This window comes from Streptomyces sp. NPDC054956 (assembly GCF_053609185.1).
Genome location: NZ_JBSGXB010000155.1, coordinates 1 through 17,248, shown reverse-complemented (window position 1 = coordinate 17,248; position 17,248 = coordinate 1). Strand labels below are relative to the sequence as shown.

The window sequence follows — 17,248 nt, the reverse complement described above, 5'->3', positions numbered from 1 at the left end:
GCGCTCACGCTTCCCGGAGGGGGCTCCGCCGATGGAACACGGGGCGGCCGGTGGTCAGAGCACCTTCGCGAGGAAGGCGCGGGTGCGCTCGTGCCGCGGGCGGTCCAGGACGGTTCCGGGCGGCCCCTGTTCCACGACGACCCCGCCGTCCATGAACACGACGGTATCGGCCACCTCCCGGGCGAAGCCGATCTCGTGCGTCACCACGATCATGGTGGTTCCGGCACGGGCCAGGTCCTTGATCACGTCCAGGACCTCGCCGACCAGTTCCGGGTCGAGCGCCGAGGTCGGCTCGTCGAAGAGCAGGACCTTGGGTTCGAGGGCGAGCGCGCGGGCGATGGCCACGCGCTGCTGCTGCCCGCCCGACAGCCGGCGCGGGTAGGCATCGGCCTTGTCGGCGAGGCCCACGCGCTCCAGCAGCCGGCGGGCCGTCTCCCGCGCCTCCTCCCGGGACCGGCCCAGCGCGGAAACGGGGGCCTCGACGAGGTTCTCCTCCACGGTGAGGTGCGGGAAGAGATTGAAGTTCTGGAAGACGAACCCGATGTGCGTGCGCTGCCTCAGCACCTCCTTCTCCTTGAGCTCGTGCAGTTTGCCGCGGGAGCCCCGGTAGCCGATGAGTTCGCCGTCGACACTGATCCAGCCCCGGTCGACCTTCTCCAGGTGGTTGATGGTGCGCAGCAGCGTGGACTTCCCCGAGCCCGAGGGGCCGAGGATCACGGTGACCTCACCGGCGCGCACCCGCAGGTCGACTCCGCGCAGCACCTCGAGCGGCCCGAAACTCTTGTGGACCCCGCGGACTTCGACCATGGCCTCGCCCGTGACCTCGCTCGCGACCTCCTCCACGACCTCGCTCACGCGTGCTCGGCCGGGTTGGTCTGCGAGGTGTCGATCGCGGAGGCGGTGGTGCCCCACTTCTTCAGGATCCGGGCGTAAGTGCCGTTCTTGATCAGCTCGTTGACGGCGGCCTGGAAGGCCGGGGTGAGCGCGGAGCCCTTCTTGAAGGCGAAGCCGACGTCGAGGCGGTGGTACTCGCCGAGGAAGGTGGTCTGCGCGGCCGGCTGCGCCGCCTGGTACCGCAGGCCGTTGATCGTCGACATGACCACGTCGATGCGGCCCTGCTGCAGGGCCGTGGTGACGGCGCCGGACTCGGAGAAGACCTTGACCTCGTACGGCTTCTTGCCCGCCGCCGTGCACACGTCCTTCTTCGCGGTGAGGGTCTTCTCGAAGGTCGTGCCGGCCCCGGTGCCGATGATCCGTCCGCACAGCTGGGTGAGGTCGGAGACCTGGGTGGTCAGCGCGGTGTTGCCCGTCTTGACCGCGAAACCCTGGCCGTCGTTGATGTAGGTGACGAAGTCGATGGTCTTCAGCCGTTCGGTGGTGACGCCGAAGTTGCCCGTACCGAAGTCGTACTTGCCGCTGCCCAGGGCGGGCAGGATCGTCTCGAAGGAGGCGTCCTGGCGCTCCAGTTTCACGCCGAGGACCTTGGCCACGGCGTCGGCGATGTCGATGTCCTGGCCGGCGGGCGGCTTGTCCTGCCCGTTCGGGTAGTACGCCGAGGGCGGGGAGCCGACGGAGCCGCCCACCCGCAGGGTGCCCGCCTTGCGGACTTCGTCGGGGAGCAGGGCGGCGATCGCGTCCACGGTCCGTACGCCGGACACCGGATCGTCGGCCGGTGCGGGAGAGACCTGGGCCCCGGCCGCGGCCGGGGCCACCTCGCCGGAGCCGCAGGCCGTCAGCGCGGTCAGGGGCAGGAGGACGAGGGCGAGGACGGCCGCGGTGCGCGCTGCGCGGTTCATCCGCGCACCGCCTCGAGGGTCTTGGCCGATGCGCCGGCCGCGGCCGTGCCCGCGCCCGCCCGCGCGGCGTCGCGCTTGGCGACCTCCTCCCGGACGAGCGGGATCACGTACCGGCCGAAGTCGACGGCGTCGCCCAGCAGGTCGTAGCCGCGGGCCGAGAGGATGTCCACGCCGAGGTCGTGGTAGTCCAACAGCGCCTGGGCGACGGTCTCCGGTGTGCCGACCAGGGCGTTGGAGTTGCCCGCGCCGCCGGTGGCGGCGGCGGTCGGGGTCCACAGCGCGCGGTCGTAGCGCTCCCCCGCCTCGGCGATGGCGATCAGGCGCTGCGATCCGGTGTTCTGGGGCGCCGGGGCCTCCAGGACCCCGCCCTGGCGGCGTCGCGCGAGGCCTGCGCGCCGGTGCTCCTTGATGGCGCCGACCGTGCGGTGGGCCTTCTCCCAGGCCAGTTCCTCGGTCGGGGCGATGATCGGGCGGAACGCGACCTGGATGCGCGGTACGTCGGTGCGGCCGGCGGCCCGCGCGGCCGCCCGTACGGCTTCGATCTGCTCGGCCGTCTTCTCCAGCGGCTCGCCCCACAGGCAGTAGACGTCGGCCTCCGCGCCTCCGGCGGCGTACGCGGCGGGCGAGGAACCGCCGAACGAGACGTTCGGGCGCGGCTGTTGGACGGGGAAGACGTCGCTCACGAAGTCGTGGAAGCGGTAGTGCTCGCCCTCGTGGTCGAAGGGCTCGCGGGTGGTCCAGATCTTCTTGACGATGCGGATGTACTCGCGGGTGCGGGCGTAGCGCTCGTCCTTGGAGAGGGTGTCGCCCTCGCGGCCCTGTTCGTGGTCGTTGCCGCCGGTGATGAAGTGCACGGCCAGCCGGCCCCCGCTGATCTGGTCGAGCGTCGCGAAGGTCTTGGCGGCGAAGGTGGGGTACGAGACGTTGGGCCGGTGGGCCAGCAGGATCTGGAGCCGGTCCAGCCTGCTCGCCATGTACGCGGCGGCCGGCGCGGGGTCGGGGCTTCCGGAACCGTAGGCGAACAGCACCCGGTCCCAGCCGTGGTCCTCGTGCGCCCGGGCGAGCCGGAGCGTGTACTCCTTGTCGAAAGCGGCGCCGGAGCGCGCGGTGGTTTCGGAGCCGTCGTTGGTGGCGGCTATGCCGAGGAATTCCACGGGCATGGAAATGGCCTTTCGGGAGGTGCCGCTGAACGAATTGCGGGCAGGGCTGAACGACCGCCCGTGCAGCGGTGAACGAGAATCCGCCGAATGCGGCATTCGGCGTGGATCGAGTGGGCGTGACGACGCGAGGGCGGGCGTGACGACGCGAGGGCGTCGGGAATTCCGGTGGGGCGGCAGCGCACGTCCGGGCTCGCGGCAGCGCGTCCTCGCGCGGGTCACGGCCCGGGCGAGGCGGCGGTGCGAAGGGAGAGCTCGGCCCGCGACGGGGTCACCGAGGGAGGGAAGGGCCGGTCAGACAGCCCGCTGCCGCGTCAGGCGCAACAGGCCGCGGACCACACCCGACCGAAGTCGATGTAGTCGCGCGAAACCAGGCGCTGATGGGCGTTCATGCGACTACTTGAACAGCACATGACGCTCTTCGTCAAGCAACGGCCCGGATGCCGGACGTGTCCGGGTCGGTCCGGCCGGGCACGGTTGACAGGGCCGCGGCGCAGGCACATACGATCGGCGGCGGATCGGCTCCGCCGCGTGCGGAAGCCCCTCCGGCCGCGTTGAGGGACGCGGCGGGCGTGACGACACGAGCACCGGATTCCGGCGGTCCGCGGCGACGCGGACCCGTGCCGCGCCTTCGCGCGCCGCCGCTGCCGCCGCCGCTGCCGCTGCCGGGCTGTCGTCCCCACCCGCCGATCCCTTCCCCGGAGAGCCTCCATGGCCACCCCTTCCGACGTCTCCGACGTCTCCGACGTCTCCGAGTCCGCCGCCTTCCCCGCCGCCCCCGAACCGGAGGGCGGCGGGCCCGTCGCGAAGCACCCGTACCCGGGAGCCCTCGGCACCTGGGACACCGATACCGGCCCGCCGCCGATCGTGCCGCGCCGGCGCGTGGGCCGCCTGCTGTCCGCCGCCGTCGCACTGCTGCTCTTCGCGCTGGTGCTGAACTCGGTCATCCGCAACGAGGCCTTCCAATGGGACGTCGTGGGCCGGTACTTCACCACCACGGCCGTGCTCGACGGGCTGCTGCTGACGCTGTGGCTGACCGGCGTGGTGATGGTGCTCGGCTTCCTGCTCGGCACCGTCCTCGCGGTGATGCGACTGTCGGGCAACCCGGTCCTGCGCACCCTGAGCTGGGGATACGTGTGGATCTTCCGGTCGACCCCGCTGCTGGTCCAGCTGCTGTTCTGGTTCAACATCGGCGCCCTGTACCCCACGCTCGGGCTCGGCATCCCGTACGGACCGGAGCTGTTCTCCGTCAAGACCGTGAACCTGCTCGGCCCGACCCTCACCGCCGTCGTCGGCCTGACCCTGCACGAGAGCGCCTACGCCGCCGAGGTGGTGCGCGGCGGCATCCTCTCGGTGGACCCCGGCCAGACCGAGGCCGCGCAGGCACTGGGGCTGACCAGGCGCCGCACCCTGCGCCGGATCGTGGTCCCGCAGGCGATGCGCTCGATCGTGCCGACCGCCGGGAACATGCTGATCGGCACGTTGAAGGGAACCAGCATCGTCAGCGTGCTCGCCGTGCACGACCTGCTGTACTCGGTGCAGCTGGTCTACAACCAGAACTACCAGGTCATCCCGCTGCTGTTGGTGGCCACGCTCTGGTACGTCGCCGTCACCACCGTGCTGGGCGCGGGTCAGTTCTACGTCGAGCGGTACTACGCGCGCGGCACCTCCCGCGACCTGCCGCCCACCCCGCTGCAGCGGCTGCGCCTCCAACTGGCGGTCCTGCGCGGGCGACTGCATTCGGCGACCGCGCCGGGCGGCCGCTGAGTATCCGTTTCATTTCACCAAGAGGCGTTGTGTGTACGGCGGATGAAATGGGAACGCGATTTCGCCCGTCCCGATATCGATGCCGTTGACACTCCTTCTCGGGGCTGCCTAGCTTACGCCGCAGATAAAGATATCGGCGGCCTCTCCTGTCCGGCATGACGGCTGCTTTTCGATTCCGCGCACTGTTTCGAAGCCGCTGGAGTGTCCTTGACCGATTCACTGCTCCTCTCCGCGCCCGCCGGCCCCTCCGGGCCGCCCGGGCCCCCGGGGCCGGCCGAGCGGGTCCTCCCGCTCCGCCGGCCCGGGCGGTGGGTCGCCGGCGCCGTCGTACTGGTGCTGGTCTCCCAGGCCGCCCACGGGCTGATCACCAATCCCTTCTACCAATGGGACCGGTTCGCCTACTGGTTCGTCCGCCCGGTCGTCCTGGAAGGGCTGCTGATCACCCTCCAGGTCACCGCGTACAGCGCGGTCCTCGGCCTGGCCGGCGGTGTCCTGCTCGCCCTCTGCAGGCTCTCGGGCAACGCGGTGCTGCGGTCGGCGAGCTGGACCTACATCTGGCTCCTGCGCTCCGTGCCTCTGATCGTCGTCCTGCTCTTCCTCTACAACCTCAGCGCCCTCTACCCCACCTTGAGCATCGGGGTCCCGTTCGGTCCCGCGTTCTTCACCTTCGACGAGTCGCGGCTCGCCACGGACATCGTCGTCGCGGTGGTCGGCCTGAGCCTCAGCGAGGCGGCGTACGCGGCCGAGATCGTCCGGGCCGGCGTGCTCTCGGTGGACCAGGGCCAGCACGAGGCGGCCGCGGCCCTGGGCCTGTCCCGGCGCTACCAGTTCGCCCGGATCGTGTTCCCGCAGGCGCTCCGCTCGATCGTGCCCTCCTACGTCAACCAGCTGATCGGCCTGCTCAAGGCCACCTCACTGGTCTTCTACGTGTCGCTGCTCGACCTGTTCGGCTCGGTGCAGAGCCTGGCCAGCACCTATCCCGGTGACGTGGTGCCGCTGCTGCTGGTGGCGACCGTCTGGTACGTGATCCTCACCAGCCTGGTCTCCGCCGTGCAGTTCTACGTGGAGCGGTACTACGCCCGCGGGGCTCTGCGCACCGCGCCGCCCACTCCCCTCCAGCGGGCCCGCGCGGGTCTGCGCGACCTGCGCGACCGCTTCCGCAAGGAGACCGCCCGATGACGGGAACCGTGAGCGCCGAGGCCGCCGCAGGAGCCTCCGTCGGAGCCGCCGCCTCGCGGCCCGCCGCCATCGAAGTGCACGACGTGCACAAGTCGTTCGGCGGCCGGCGGGTCCTCGACGGGATCAGCCTGACCGTCGCTCCGGGCACGGTCACCGTGATCCTGGGCCGCTCCGGCTCCGGCAAGTCCACTCTGCTGCGGGTCCTCAACCACCTGGAGAAGCCCGAGGCCGGCCACGTCAGCGTCGGCGGCGAGCTGATCGGCGTCCAGCGGCACGGGGGCCGGCTCAAGGAGCTGGGGGAACGGGCGATCCTCGCCCAGCGCGGCCGGATCGGCTTCGTGTTCCAGAACTTCAACCTCTTCCCGCACCTGACCGTGCTGGACAACGTCGCCGCCGCCCCGGTGGCCACCGGCCGGCTCCCCCGGCCGCAGGCGCAGGCACTGGCGCGCGAACTGCTGCACCGCGTCGGGCTCGGGGACCGTACGGGCGCCTACCCGAGACAGCTGTCCGGCGGGCAGCAGCAGCGGGTGGCGATCGCGCGGGCCCTGGCCCTGCGGCCGGGGGTCATCCTCTTCGACGAGCCCACCTCCGCGCTCGATCCCGAGCTGGTCGGCGAGGTGCTGTCCGTGATCAAGGACCTGGCCACGGGCGGCACCACCCTCGTGATCGTGACCCACGAGATCGGCTTCGCCCGCGAGGTGGCCGACGAGGTCGTCTTCCTCCACGAGGGCCGCGTCGTCGAACAGGGCCCGCCCGCGCAGGTGCTGGACCGTCCCGAGCACCCGCGGACGCGGGAGTTCCTCAGCAAGGTCCTGTGAGCCGCGGGCCACCGGCCACCGGCCACCGGCCACCGGCCACCGGCCACCGGCCGCCCCGGGCCCGACACCCCTTCCCCGCTTCACCGAACAACCGCAAAGGAAAGCCATGCAACGCCAGTCCACCCTGCGCACCAGACTCGTTCGCGGCCTCGGCGCGGCGACCGCCGCCGTCGCCCTCGCGAGCGGACTCACCGCGTGCGGCGGCGACGCGAAGGCCAGCGGCCGCACGTCCGACAAGGTGACCGTCGGCGCCGTCTCCAACGGGGCCGCCCAGCAGGCCGAACTGTCCGTCCCGGTCGTCGAGTCCCTGCGCGCGCAGCTCCCGAAGGCCGTGCGCGACCGCGGCGAGCTGGTCATCGGGGTCGGCGCCCTGCCCGCCGGCTTCCCGCCGCTCGCCTACGTCGGCACCGACCAGAAGACCCTCACGGGTGCGGAGCCGGACCTCGGCCGGCTCGTCGCCGCGACCCTGGGGCTCAAGCCCGTGGTGAAGAACTCCACTTGGGAGAACCTCTTCGTCGGGATCGACAGCGGCAAGGTCGACGTGGCCTTCTCCAACGTCACGGTCACCGAGGAGCGCAAGAAGAAGTACGACTTCGCCTCCTACCGGCAGGACAACCTGGCCTTCGAGGCGCTGAAGGAGAGCACCTGGAACTTCGGCGGCGACTACCGCAACCTCGCGGGCAGGACGGTGGCCGTCAGCAAGGGCACCAACCAGGAGAAGATCCTCCTGGAGTGGCAGAAGAAGCTGCAGTCCGAGGGTAAGGACGTCGAGGTCAAGTACTTCCCGGACGCCAACAGCGCCTACCTGGCGCTGAGCGGCAAGAAGATCGACCTCAACTTCGGCCCGAACCCGGCGGTCGCGTACCACATCACGCAGACCGCGAGCGGCAACGCCCCGACCCGCAACGCCGGTTCGTTCTCCGGGGCCGGCGAGACCCTCCAGGGGCTGATCGCCGCGACGGCGAAGAAGGACAGCGGACTGGCCGAGCCCGTGGCGGACGCGATCGACCGCCTGGTCAAGAACGGCCAGTACGCGCAGCTCCTCACCGCGTGGAATCTGTCGAACGAGGCCGTGACCGCCCCGGCGGTCAATCCGCCCGGGCTGCCCACCACCAACTCCTGAGCCCGCGGGCCGTCCCGGCCCGGGCCGCCCCACCGAAGGAGGGTTCCGCCCCGATGAGCACCGCCACCCACGCGTCGGTGACCCCGCACGTCCTCGACAACCCGGCCTGGGCCTCGCTGTCCGGCCCGCACGCGGCCTTCGCCGAGCGGGCCGGCGGCGCGGGCGCCGCACACGCCGCCCGCTACGTCCCTGATGTCGCGCCGTTCGCCGCGATCGCCGATCCGGACGACCACCGCTCCTGGGACGCGCTGCGCTCGCTCGTCGGCGCGGGCGGCACCGTGTCCCTCGCCGGGGTGCTGACCCCGCCCGACGGCTGGGAGACCGTCGGCTCGGTGGAGGGCGTCCAGCTGGTCGACGTCGCACTGCGCGCCGAGCCGGCCCCCGAGGTGGTGCGGCTGGGACCGGCCGACGTGCCCGAGGTCCTCGAACTGATCGAGCTGACGAAGCCCGGGCCGTTCCTGCCCCGCACCGTCGAGCTGGGCACCTACCTCGGCATCCGCGATCGGGGCCGGCTGGTGGCAATGGCCGGGGAACGGCTGCGCCCGCCCGGCTGGACGGAGATCAGCGCGGTGTGCACCCGCCCCGGCCACCGCGGCAGGGGCCTGGCCACGCGTCTGGTGCGTGCCGTCGCCGCGGGGATCCGGGACCGGGGAGACGTACCGTTCCTGCACACGGCGGCGAGCAACGCCGACGCGATCCGGCTCTACGAGTCGATCGGTTTCGCCGTGCGCCGCAGGCCTTCGTTCACGGCCTTGCGGGCACCGGCCGCCGACCGTGGGGGCCGCTCGTGAAGTTCCTGGCCATCACCCTGATAGCGGACTCCACGGACCCGGTCACGGGAGCCCCGACGCCCACCCGCGAACGGTTCCGGCAGGTCGTCTCGGCCGCGCTGCTGGCGGAGGAGCTCGGCTTCGACGGTTTCGGCGTGGGCGAGCGCCACGAGCGGCCGTTCCTGTCGTCCTCGCCGCCGGTGGTGCTCGGCCACATCGCCGCCCTGACCCGCCGCATCCGCCTGTACACGGCCGTGACCACCCTGAGCCTGCTGGACCCTGTGCGGGCGTACGAGGACTACGCGACCCTCGACCACCTGAGCGACGGCCGGCTGGAGTTGATGATCGGCAAGGGGAACGGCACGGCGCAGCGCGAGCTGTTCGACGTGAGCCCCGAGGACCAGTGGGAGCGAAACTCCGAGGGCTACGAGCTCTTCCGCCGGATCTGGCACGAGGACGAGGTGACCGCGCGGCCGCGCTTCCGGCCCGCGCTGACCGGTGCCGAGGTGCTGCCCCGGCCGTACCAGCGGACCCTGCGGGTCTGGCACGGCAGCGCCACGAGCCGGGAGTCGGTCGATCTCGCGGCGCGCCACGGCGACCCGCTCTTCTCGGCGAACGTCACCCACCCGATCGGTCCGTACGCCGAGCTGATCCGCCACTACCGCGAGCGGTGGGAGCACTACGGGCACGATCCGGCGCACGCGGTCGTGGGCGCGGGCACGGCGGGCTTCCACACGGCGCCCACCTCGCAGCGGGCGGTGGCCGCGTACCGGCCGGCGTTCGCGCGGTACCTCGCCGCGCACGCGGCGCAGGGCCTGGAGCCGGTCTTCCCGACCCTGGAGGACTTCGTCGAGCGGAGTTCGGCCCTGATCGGCAGTCCGCAGCAGGTGATCGAGAAGGTGCACCGCTACCACGAGGAGTTCGGTCACACGGTCCTGCACCTCCAGGCCGAACCGGGCGGGCTCACCGTCGCGGAGCACCGGGCCTCCCTCGAACTGTTCCAGTCACGGGTCGCGCCGGTGCTGCGCGCCTCGATCCCGGACCCCGTCTTCCCCTCCGCCGCCTCCGCCTCCGCCTCGGTGTGAGGACCCCGCCCTGGGGGCGCGACCCGTGGCCCGGAGGGTCGTTGTTGCCGCAACGTGGCAACCGTGTGGCAGTCCCGCCCGGCGGCTGCCGCGCGGGCGCCGCCGCATCTAGGCTCCCCGGCACGTGCCCGCGGTCGTCCGCCCGGGCCGCCCCCCTCTGCCAAGGATCACGATCCGCCATGAGCGTTTCCGCCGCCCTGAACGTGAGCGAGGCGTTCCCCCGCCTCCACGGGCTCACCGTCGTCGACGTCCGCACTCCGGGCGAGTTCGCGACCGGCCACCTGCCGGACTCCGTCAACATCCCCCTCGACCGCCTCGCGAAGGCGCTGCCCGAGCTCCGGGAGGCCGCCGCGGACAAGCCCCTCCTGGTCGTGTGCGCCTCCGGCGCCCGGTCGGAGAACGCCGTCGCCACCCTGGCGTCCCACGGCGTCGGCGCGTCGAGCCTCGCCGGCGGCACCACCGCCTGGGTGGCCGCCGGGCACGCGCTGGACTATCCGCAGGGCCGGCAGCGGGCCGTGTGGGCCATGGAGCGCCAGGTCCGGTTCACGGCGGGCGCCGTGGTCCTGCTCGGCCTGGCCCTCGGTCTGCTGGTCCACCCGGCCTTCCAGCTGCTGTCCGCGGGGATCGCGGCCGGCCTGGTCTTCTCCGCCCTCACCAACACCTGCGGCATGGCGGTCGTACTCGGCGCGCTGCCGTTCAACCGGCGCGGCAAGGCGCCCTCGTCGGCCCCGCTCCCGCCCCTGGCCCCCGAACCCCGGGCCTGACCCGAGACCGGGCCCGGCCTGATCCGAAAGAGACGGCCTACGCCCAGGGCCCGCCCCGGCCCGCGGACCCGCCGTTCGTGGGCGGGTACCCGGGCATCGCCGGCGCGGCGGGCCGTTCGGGCGAAGCGGGCGGCGAGGGCAGCGGCGGCAGGGCGGGCTCGTACAGCCACGCCTGGAACAGGGCGTCCAGGGGCTCGGCCGCGTAGTGGGCGACGTGGGCGGTGAAACCGGCGGTGGTGACCACGCCGTGCCGGTGCACGGTGGCCCACTCGCGCAGCATCCGGAAGAACGGCCCGTCCCCCAGGGCGCAGCGGATCGCGTGCACGGCGAGTCCCCCGCGCTGGTACAGGCGGTCGTCGAACATGAGCTTGCGGCCCGGGTCCGCCAGCCGCAGGTCCTGCGCCTGCGAGGCGAGCAGCCGGTGCGCGGCGGCGGCCAGCTCGTGGGCGGCGCGGCCTCCGGAGCGCTCCGACCAGAGCCATTCGGCGTACTTGGCGAAGCCCTCGTTGAGCCAGATGTGCCGCCAGTCGGCGATGGTCACGCTGTTGCCGAACCACTGGTGCGCCAGTTCGTGCGCGATCAGCCGCTCGGAACCGCGTACGCCGTCCACGTGGTTGGCGCCGAACAGGGAGAGCCCCTGGGCCTCCACGGGGACGTCCAGTTCCTCGTCGGCGACGACGACGGCGTACTCCCCGAAGGGATAGGGCCCGAACAGTTCCTCGAAGAGCCGCATCATGGCGGGCTGCCGGGCGAAGTCGCGGGAGAACCCCGGCAGCAGGTGCGCCGGTACGTGCGCGCTCTGCGGAACGCCGCCGAGCCCCGGGTCTCCCAGCAGCACCGTCTGGTACATGCCGATGGACAGCCCGACCAGGTAGCTGGAGGTCGGCGCGGACTGCTCGTAGACCCAGGTGGTGGTACTGGCCTTCGTGGTCCTGGTGAGCAGGCGGCCGCCGGCCACCACCGTGTAGGCGGACGGCGTGTTGACCGAGAGGTGGTACGAGGCCTTGTCCGCGGGCCGGTCGTTGCACGGGTACCAGGAGGGCGCGCCGACGGGCTGGCTGGCCACGAGCGCGCCGTCGGTCAGTTCCTCCCAGCCGAGGCCGCCCCACGGGCTGCGCACCGGCTTGGGGTTGCCCGCCCAGTGGACCTCCACGGTGAAGGCGGCGCCGGCGGGCAGCGGCTTGGCGGGCCGGATGCGGAGCTTGCCGCCCCGGTGGGTGTAGTGCGGGGCCCGGCCGTTCACCAGGATCCGGCCCACCTTGAACTCGGCGAGGTCGAGGGCGAACTCGGGGAGCGGCGCCCGGCCGGCGATCGCGCTGAGCCGGGCCGTCCCGGCCAGCCGGTTGGGGCCGGGACGGTATTCCAGAGCGAGTTCGTACCGGTGCACGCGGTAACGGGGGTCGCCGTTGGCCGGAAAGTACGGGTCGGTTGCCGCTGTCTTCTGGCCGTTCACTGCCGCTTCCGCTCCCTGCGCCGTGCGTGTTCGTACGAAGTGCCGCCGCCGTCGTTCCGGGCGGCGCGCCGCGGCGGCGCCTTCAGGACCGCCAGGCCTCGATCGGGTTGCCCAGCCAGCGGGAGTCGGCGGGGACCGATTCCCCGGCCATCACGAGCGAGGCGGGACCCAGCGTGCTGCGGGCACCGACCGTGCTCCCGGGCAGGACGATTCCGCCCGGGCCCAGGGTGGAGCCCTCGCCGAGGACCACAGTATCCGTCCTCAAGATCCGGTCGTGGAAGAGGTGAGTCTGCAGTACGCAGCCGCGGTTCACGGTGACCGCGTCGCCGAGCACCACCAGGTCCGTCTCGGGCAGCCAGTAGCTCTCGCACCACACGCCCCGGCCGACCCGGGCCCCGAGCGCGCGCAGCCACAGGGCCAGCAGCGGCGTACCGGGCACGGATCCGGCCAGCCACGGCACGGCCAGTACCTCGACGAAGGTGTCGGCGAGCTCGTTGCGCCAGACGAAGCCGCTCCACAGGGGGTGCTCGCCCGTCCGGTGGCGGCCCACCAGCAGCCATTTCGCGGCCACCGAGACCGCGCAGGCGGCCGCGCCCGCGGCGAGCAGGACCGCCCCGGACAGCAGTGCGGCTCCCCGGACCCCCAGTGCGCCGTCCGCGGCCAGGGCGCAGAGCGCCGCCACGGTCAGTACCGCCAGGGCCGCCGAGCAGAACACCGGGAGGAGCCGGCACAGCTCCACCAGGCCGCGCGCCCACAGCAGGTGCGCGGGCGGGTCGTAGGTCCGGCTCTGGTCGGCGTCCGCGGCCGAACGCGGCAGCCGGACCGGCGGCAGGCCCAGGTAGGAGCTGCCCTTCTTGGCCTTCTTCGGCGTGGCGGACAGGACGCCGACCAGCCCGTCGTCCGGCACGGTGCGGCCGGGCGCGGTCATCCCGGAGTTCCCGAGGAACGCGCGGCGGCCGATCTCGGAGTGGCCGATCCGCATCCAGCCGCCGCCCAGTTCGTAGGGGGCGGTCAGGGTGTCGTCGGCGAGGAACGCGCCTTCGCCGACGGTGGTGAGGCTCGGCAGCGCGAGCACGGTGGACACCTCGGCGCCCCGGCCGATCTTCATGCCGAGCAGCCGCAGCCACACGGGGGTGATCAGCCCCGCGTACAGGGGGAAGAGCGTCTCCCGCGAGAGGTCCATCAGCTGGGTGACGGTCCAGGCCTGCCAGCCGATCCGGCTGTGCGTCGGATGGACCCCCGTGCGCAGCCCGAGGCTGAGCAGGCGTACGGAGACCAGCAGGAGCAGCGCGTACGCGAACCCGTACGCGAGCGCCCCGGGCACCACGGCGAGCAGCGCACCGCGCAGCGCGGGGACGAGCCCGGCGTCGGCGGGTACGAACCGGCTCACCACGAGCAGCGCGGGCAGGGTGGCGAGCACGGGCAGGGCCGTGAGGCAGAAGCCGGCCGCTCCGTACCCGACTCGCCAGCGCAGCGGACGCGGCGGGCGCTCCTTGGGCCAGTTCCGCTTGGCCTTGCCGAGCTTGCCGGCGGGGGCTCCGGCCCAGCGCTGGCCGGTCGGGATCTGCCCGACGACGGCGGAGCCGGGGGCCACCTCGGCCCGCTTTCCGACGCGCGCGCCGGGGAAGAGGATGCTGCGGGTGCCGACCACGGCGCCCGCGCCGACCTTGATCGCGCCGATCTCCAGCCGGTCCCCGTCCAGCCAGTGGCCGGAGAGGTCCACCTCGGACTCCACGGCGCAGCCGCGGCCGAGCTTGAGCATGCCCGTGACCGGCGGCAGCGAGTGCAGGTCGACCTCGGGGCCGATCTTGGCGCCGAGGGCCCGCGCGTAGCGCTCCAGCCAGGAGCCGCTGAGCGAGGTCGCGCCGGCGTACTCGGCCAGCTGTTCGGCCGTCCAGAGCCTCAGGTGCACGCTTCCGCCGCGCGGATAGCGGCCCGCCTTGACCCCGCGCAGCAGCAGGCGGGCGCCGCCCGCCGCGATCGCGAGGCGGCCCGGAGGGCTGAAGAGCAGCGCCGCGCCGGCGGCGACGAGCCACCAGGAGGCGGTGGGCGCCCAGGGATAGAAACCGAACCGGTGCAGTACGTTGCCCAGCGCCAGCAGGGCCACGGTCCAGCGCAGGCCGACCAGGGTGAACAGCGGGAGCAGGAGCAGCGACTGCACCACCTTGGCCCGCGGCGGAACGGGCACGACGGTGCGGGTGGCGCCGTCGTCCTGCGCGGACTTCTCCAGGTGCCGGGCCAGCTTGCGCAGGGTGGGCTGCTGGTAGATGTCGAGCACGGCGGCGCTCGGGTAGCGGGTGCGCAGCCGGGTGGTGAGCTGGGCGGCGGCGAGGCTGCTGCCGCCGATCGCGAAGAAGTCGTCGGCGGCGCCGGTGACGGCCACGCCGAGGATCTCGCTCCACTGTTCGGCGAGCCAGGCCTCGGTGCCGTACAGCTGCTCCGCGGGGCCGCTGGTCTCCAGTTCGGGCAGCGGCCAGGGCAGCGCGCCCCGGTCCACCTTGCCGGAGGTGCGGGTCGGCAGCTCGGCCACGGGCGCCAGGAGCGGTACGAGGGCGGCGGGCAGTTCGGCGCGCAGCCGTGTCACCGCCGCCGCGTGGTCCCAGCCGTCCTGGGTGACCAGGTAGCCGACGAGCAGTTGGTTGCCGCTGCGCGCCGTGCGTACGGCGGCGGCCGCGCCGGCGACGCCGGGCAGTGCCTGCAGCGCGGCGTCCACCTCGCCCAGTTCGATGCGGCGGCCGCCGAGCTTGATCTGCTCGTCACCGCGGCCGAGGAAGACCAGCCCCTCCGGTTCCGCGCGGACGAGGTCGCCGCTGCGGTAGGCGCGCTCCCAGCCGAGGGATTCCAGCGGGGCGTACTTCTCGGCGTCCTTCGCGGGGTCGAGGTAGCGGGCCAGACCGACGCCGCCGATGACGAGCTGGCCGCTGCCGCCCATCGGCACCGGCTCGCCCGACTCGTCCACGACGGCCAGTTCCCAGCCGTTCAGCGGGAGCCCGATCCGGATCGGCTCCTCGCCGGTGAGCAGGGCGGCGCAGGCGACGACGGTGGCCTCGGTGGGGCCGTAGGTGTTCCAGACCTCCCGGCCCTCGGTGACCAGGCGCTGGGTCAGCTCGGGCGGGCAGGCCTCGCCACCGAAGATCAGCAGCCGGACCTCGTTGAGCGCCTCCGGCTCCCAGAGGGCGGCCAGGGTCGGCACGGTGGAGACCACGGTGATCTCCTGCTCCACGAGCCAGGGGCCGAGGTCGGCGCCGCTGCGCACCTGGGAGCGCGGGACGGGCACGAGGCAGGCGCCGTACCGCCAGGCCAGCCACATCTCCTCGCAGGAGGCGTCGAAGGCGACGGACAGTCCGGCCATCACCCGGTCGCCGGGTCCGATCGGGTCCTCCGCGAGGAACAGCGCGGCCTCGGCGTCCACGAAGGCGGCGGCGCTGCGGTGGCTGACGGCGACGCCCTTGGGCTTGCCGGTGGACCCGGAGGTGAAGATGATCCACGCGTCGTGCCCGGGACCGGGCCGTGCGGCGGCTACGGGGGCGTCGGCGAGGTCCGTGACCTCGATGCGCTGCCCGGCGCCCAGCACCGCCCGCACCCCGGCCTCGCCGAAGACCAGCTCGGCCCGCTCGTCCGGGTCCTCGGCGTCGACGGGCACGTAGGCGGCGCCCGCCGCGAGCACGGCGAGGATGCCCACGTACAGCTCGTTGGTCCCGGACGGCACGCGTACGCCGACGCGGTCGCCGAGCCCCACCCCGGCGGCCGCGAGGGCGCGCCGGCGGCGCTCGACCTCGGCGGCCAGCGCCCGGTAGGTGAGCCGCTCGGTGCCGTCGTCCAGGGCGAGGTCGTCGGGGTACGCCCGTACGGAGGCCTCGAAGACGTCGACGAGGGTGCGCGTCGGGGCGGCGGGCCCGGCGGAGAACCGGGCGGACTTGCCGGACTCCTCGAAGCCCTCGCCGTCCGCGCTCGCGTCGGCGAGCAGGGTGAGTTCACCGCGCTCAGGTGTGGCTGCCATCGGCCCTCGCGTCTCGCTCCCGGAAACGTCCGGGTCGCCGGGCGGAGCCCGGGTCTGCCCAGGTTGTTCCGGTCCAGCGCCAAACAACCCGCCAGTCTAGTCGGCAGGTCGGAAGTTTCTTGCAGAAGGCTTGCGCGTGGCCGGGAAGAGACGGTAAGGAGGCCGCGCGGTGCGGACCGTGCGGCGACGCGCCCCCGGGGACCGTGCAGGCACCAAGTACCCTCGTCCCGACCGACTTTGACCGAGCGCGGACAAGCAGGGACGGCGGGGCGCACATGTGGGGACGGGGGACGGTCCTCGGGGACCGGTACACGCTGGCCGAGCGGATCGGCGGGGGCGGCATGGGCGAGGTCTGGCGGGCCGACGACGGCGTGCTCAGACGGCAGGTCGCGGTGAAGGTGCTGCTGCCGGCGCTGCTCGACGACATGGGGTTCGCGGCGCGCTTCCGCCGGGAGGCCACGGTCCTCGCCTCGCTCAGCCACCCGGGCATCGTCGACGTGCACGACTACGGCGAGAGCCGGATCGAATCCGGCGAGATGGTCGCCTACATCGTCATGGAGCTCGTCGAGGGCAGGCCGCTCAACGAGGTCCGCACGCAGGGCGGGCCGCTCCCCGCCGAACAGGTGCTCGACATCGCCGCGCAGGCCCTGGACGCTCTGCACGCCGCGCACCTCCAGGGCGTGACGCACCGCGACATCAAACCGTCGAACCTGATGCTCGGCGACGACGGCCGGGTCACGGTCACCGACTTCGGCATAGCCCGTTCCAGCGCGGCCAGCATCGGGATCACCGACTCGCACGCCGTGCTGGGTACGGCGCTCTACATGGCTCCCGAGCAGGCGGAGGGACTCGGTGCCGTCGCGGCGTCCGACCTCTACTCCACGGGCGTGGTCTGCTACGAACTGCTCACCGGCGAGCCGCCGTTCACCGGGGAGTCGGTCGTCGAGATCGCCCTCAAGCACATCAGGGAGCCGGTGCCGGCCCTTCCCGAGGAGTTCCCGGCGCCGGTGCGCGCCTTCGTCGCCAGGGCGCTGGCCAAGCAGCCCGAGGAGCGGTACGCCGACGCCTCCGTGATGGCGGCGGCGGCGCGGCGCGCGGCGGCCGGCCGGCCGCTCGGCGAACTCGACGCGCCGGCGGGACCGACCGTGGCCCGGCCCGAGCCCGAGCTGCCCGCGTTGGTGGCGGCGACGGCGGCCGATGAGCGCCGCCGGGACTGGCTCAAGTGGTTCCGGCTCCTCCCCCCGAGCGTCGCCGTACCGATCGCGGTCACCGTGTCGGTCACGGTGACGGTGGCCGGCACCGTTCTCTTCATCGACAACAGGGCCCGGGAGTCCGG

At 73.0% G+C, this 17,248-nt stretch carries 13 protein-coding genes; 8 read left to right on the top strand and 5 right to left on the bottom strand.

The window, feature by feature from the left end; translation table 11 throughout:
* Window positions 1–54: 54 nt before the first annotated feature.
* From ACWGDE_RS23060 to ACWGDE_RS23050, 3 genes are read right to left on the bottom strand one after another with little or no spacing between them, the layout of a single operon-like run.
* Entirely contained in the window at window positions 55–807 is a 753-nt protein-coding gene (locus ACWGDE_RS23060) for an amino acid ABC transporter ATP-binding protein (RefSeq protein WP_453390894.1), read from the bottom strand.
* Window positions 808–851: 44 nt separating this feature from the next.
* Window positions 852–1,796, bottom strand: coding sequence for an ABC transporter substrate-binding protein (locus tag ACWGDE_RS23055; protein ID WP_453390892.1), 945 nt, complete (start codon window positions 1,794–1,796; stop codon window positions 852–854).
* Window positions 1,793–2,956 carry an LLM class flavin-dependent oxidoreductase gene (locus ACWGDE_RS23050; RefSeq protein WP_453390891.1) on the bottom strand — a complete coding sequence of 388 codons (1,164 nt, stop codon included), beginning with the start codon at window positions 2,954–2,956 and terminating at the stop codon, window positions 1,793–1,795. Before ACWGDE_RS23050 ends, ACWGDE_RS23055 begins: the two co-directional genes overlap by 4 nt.
* Before the next feature lie 708 nt (window positions 2,957–3,664).
* Here ACWGDE_RS23050 and ACWGDE_RS23045 point away from each other — a divergent pair.
* From ACWGDE_RS23045 to ACWGDE_RS23015, 7 genes are all read left to right on the top strand, one after another.
* Window positions 3,665–4,720 (top strand): amino acid ABC transporter permease, encoded by a 1,056-nt coding sequence (locus tag ACWGDE_RS23045; protein ID WP_453390890.1) that lies wholly within the window; start codon window positions 3,665–3,667, stop codon window positions 4,718–4,720.
* A gap of 219 nt (window positions 4,721–4,939) precedes the next feature.
* Window positions 4,940–5,899: an amino acid ABC transporter permease gene (locus ACWGDE_RS23040; protein WP_453390893.1), complete on the top strand. Its 960-nt coding sequence runs from the start codon at window positions 4,940–4,942 to the stop codon at window positions 5,897–5,899.
* A complete protein-coding gene (locus tag ACWGDE_RS23035) occupies window positions 5,896–6,717 on the top strand; it encodes an amino acid ABC transporter ATP-binding protein (protein ID WP_453390889.1) in 822 nt (273 codons plus the stop codon). Before ACWGDE_RS23040 ends, ACWGDE_RS23035 begins: the two co-directional genes overlap by 4 nt.
* Before the next feature lie 106 nt (window positions 6,718–6,823).
* Window positions 6,824–7,840, top strand: coding sequence for a transporter substrate-binding domain-containing protein (locus tag ACWGDE_RS23030; RefSeq protein WP_453390888.1), 1,017 nt, complete (start codon window positions 6,824–6,826; stop codon window positions 7,838–7,840).
* Between the two features lie 53 nt (window positions 7,841–7,893).
* Window positions 7,894–8,631 carry a GNAT family N-acetyltransferase gene (locus ACWGDE_RS23025; RefSeq protein WP_453390887.1) on the top strand — a complete coding sequence of 246 codons (738 nt, stop codon included), beginning with the start codon at window positions 7,894–7,896 and terminating at the stop codon, window positions 8,629–8,631.
* Window positions 8,628–9,695 carry an LLM class flavin-dependent oxidoreductase gene (locus tag ACWGDE_RS23020; protein ID WP_453390886.1) on the top strand — a complete coding sequence of 356 codons (1,068 nt, stop codon included), beginning with the start codon at window positions 8,628–8,630 and terminating at the stop codon, window positions 9,693–9,695. Before ACWGDE_RS23025 ends, ACWGDE_RS23020 begins: the two co-directional genes overlap by 4 nt.
* A gap of 179 nt (window positions 9,696–9,874) precedes the next feature.
* On the top strand, window positions 9,875–10,459 hold the full coding sequence (locus tag ACWGDE_RS23015) for a rhodanese-like domain-containing protein (RefSeq protein WP_453390885.1): 585 nt from the start codon (window positions 9,875–9,877) through the stop codon (window positions 10,457–10,459).
* Window positions 10,460–10,496: 37 nt separating this feature from the next.
* On the opposite strand, the gene ACWGDE_RS23010 is transcribed toward ACWGDE_RS23015, so the two are convergent.
* Window positions 10,497–11,912, bottom strand: coding sequence for a M1 family metallopeptidase (locus ACWGDE_RS23010; RefSeq protein ID WP_453390884.1), 1,416 nt, complete (start codon window positions 11,910–11,912; stop codon window positions 10,497–10,499).
* An 82-nt stretch (window positions 11,913–11,994) separates the two neighbouring features.
* Window positions 11,995–15,912, bottom strand: coding sequence for a Pls/PosA family non-ribosomal peptide synthetase (locus ACWGDE_RS23005; protein ID WP_453390883.1), 3,918 nt, complete (start codon window positions 15,910–15,912; stop codon window positions 11,995–11,997).
* 275 nt (window positions 15,913–16,187) lie between these two features.
* Between ACWGDE_RS23005 and ACWGDE_RS23000 the strand changes: the two genes are divergently transcribed.
* The coding region (locus ACWGDE_RS23000) for a protein kinase domain-containing protein (protein ID WP_453390882.1) at window positions 16,188–17,248 on the top strand (1,061 nt) is incomplete at its 3' end.